The sequence below is a fragment of the Gordonia sp. UBA5067 genome (assembly GCF_002414845.1).
GTDB lineage: Bacteria > Actinomycetota > Actinomycetes > Mycobacteriales > Mycobacteriaceae > Gordonia > Gordonia defluvii.
In genome coordinates this window covers 41,934-43,791 of sequence record NZ_DIAX01000056.1, presented here as the reverse complement: position 1 = coordinate 43,791, position 1,858 = coordinate 41,934, and the positions used below count along the sequence as shown (strand labels likewise).

General features: G+C 67.5%; 3 protein-coding genes. 2 read left to right on the top strand and 1 reads right to left on the bottom strand.

Features of this window, described 5'->3' with window-relative positions; translation table 11 throughout:
• Nucleotides 1-188 (top strand): hypothetical protein (locus B4M62_RS09290; RefSeq protein ID WP_414651812.1); only part of this gene is annotated, 188 nt, incomplete at its 5' end.
• Nucleotides 189-196: 8 nt separating this feature from the next.
• On the opposite strand, the gene B4M62_RS09285 is transcribed toward B4M62_RS09290, so the two are convergent.
• Nucleotides 197-1,150 (bottom strand): acyl-CoA thioesterase, encoded by a 954-nt coding sequence (locus tag B4M62_RS09285; protein ID WP_290706934.1) that lies wholly within the window; start codon nucleotides 1,148-1,150, stop codon nucleotides 197-199.
• A gap of 405 nt (nucleotides 1,151-1,555) precedes the next feature.
• Here B4M62_RS09285 and B4M62_RS09280 point away from each other — a divergent pair.
• On the top strand, nucleotides 1,556-1,858 hold a 303-nt coding region (locus B4M62_RS09280; RefSeq protein ID WP_290706932.1), incomplete at its 3' end, for an isocitrate/isopropylmalate family dehydrogenase.

Here is a 1,858-nt window from a genome sequence, read left to right as displayed (position 1 = left end):
CGCCGCCGGCGCAGGAGCAGCAGTTCACGCCGCGCTTTGGCACGGAAGGCGGCAGTAACAGCAACGGCAAAAATGGTGCGGCGGATGCGCCGGGCAGTAGTGGCGCCCCGGGCAGCAGCGGTCCTTCGGGCTCTGGCCCCGCAACGAGTAGCGGATCTGGCACCGCCAGCGGCGGTGCCACCGGATAGCTCGCCGGTCAGTGCACGTGCAACGGCGCGCGAGGCACTTCCCGGCGCAGCCGGATAAGTTCGCGGGCGTGGGCGTCAAGGGCGAAGTCCTCGTCGGCGACCGGATGCCAGGTCCGGACGTCGGTGGCGTCGCCGTCGGCATCGATGGCCGCGACGATCGCCAGCGCGTGACCGGTGTCGCGGAAGACGCCGGTGCGCGGATCGGCGGAGCTCATCTGGACGGCGATGTGCATGGTCTGGCGGCCGGTGTGCAGCAGGCGTGATCGGGTGCGCACGACGTCGCCGATATGCACCGGTGCGTAGAAGCGGACTCCGCCGACGTAGGCCGAGACACAGTCGGAGCCGGCCCACTGCGCAGCACACAGGTACGCGGCCTCGTCCATCCATTCCATGATGCGGCCGCCGTGCGCGTTGCCGCCCCAGTTCATGTCGGTCGGGGCGGCGAGGAAGCGCATCGTCGCGCGTGGCGCGGTGCCCGCCGCACTGAGTACCGCGGAGCCGATCTCCGCCTCGATCCGTTTGCGCAACCCGATCCGGGCGATGGCGGCCTCGGCGTCGGCGATGTCGCCGAGCGTCGCCGGTCGCCACTGCGGCACCGGGCGGGGGCGACGGTTCTCGTCGAGTGCCACGAAGACGACGAGGCAGTCGCTGACCTCGCGGTACTGGCCGGTGCACGGATCGGCGCAGGACACGGTGCACAACAGGTGCATGCTCGACGATCCGGTGTAGACGATGCGCGCGGTGACCTCCACCAGGTCGCCGGCCGATACGTGGCGCGAGAAGCGGACGTTGCCCACGTACGCCGTCACACAGTAGCCACCCGACCACGCCGCGGCACAGGCGTAGGCGGCCTTGTCGATCCAGTTGAGCAGCCGCCCGCCGCGCACCGCCCCGCCCAGCGAGGCGATGTCGGTCGGTGCCGCCAAGAAGCGCAGAGTCATTCGCCCGTTGTCATCAGTCATATCGAGTCCCCTCCGGTGTCGGGCACGGTGACGTGCCGCGGCAGCAATGATGCAGGACCTCGAGGACTCACATCGGTCCTGGTCGGGCCGGTGCGGAATCGGTCATCTGCGCGAAACGCGGGCGATATGGGCCGGAATCGCCATGCGTCCGGCGGATCGGGTTGGGTGCTCCCGGCGGGTGTTCCCGGTGTCACGCGCACCGGAGGCCGTGACGAAGACAACATGGCCGCCGGGTACAATAGGAAAACAGTACGCGCGTTATGTTTGCGCTCGCGCGCGGTGTGGACTGCGTGCGTACTAGGTTTGACCTGATGCAGGTTGGCGTCGTGTAACCCGCGCCCCAGATCTGCTGCTGAACATCGCAGACACAACCTGCGCACCCGATGCCGAGGAGGCACCAGCCATATGGGCAAGATCAAGGTCGAGGGAACCGTCGTCGAGCTCGACGGCGACGAGATGACGCGGATCATCTGGGAGTTCATCAAAGAGAAGCTGATCCACCCATATCTCGACGTCAACCTCGACTACTACGACCTTGGCATCGAGTACCGCGACGAGACCGACGATCAGGTGACGATCGACGCGGCCCACGCCATCCAGAAGCATGGCGTCGGCGTGAAGTGCGCCACCATCACCCCCGACGAGGCGCGAGTCGAAGAATTCGGCCTGAAGAAGATGTGGCGCTCGCCCAACGGCACGATCCGCAAC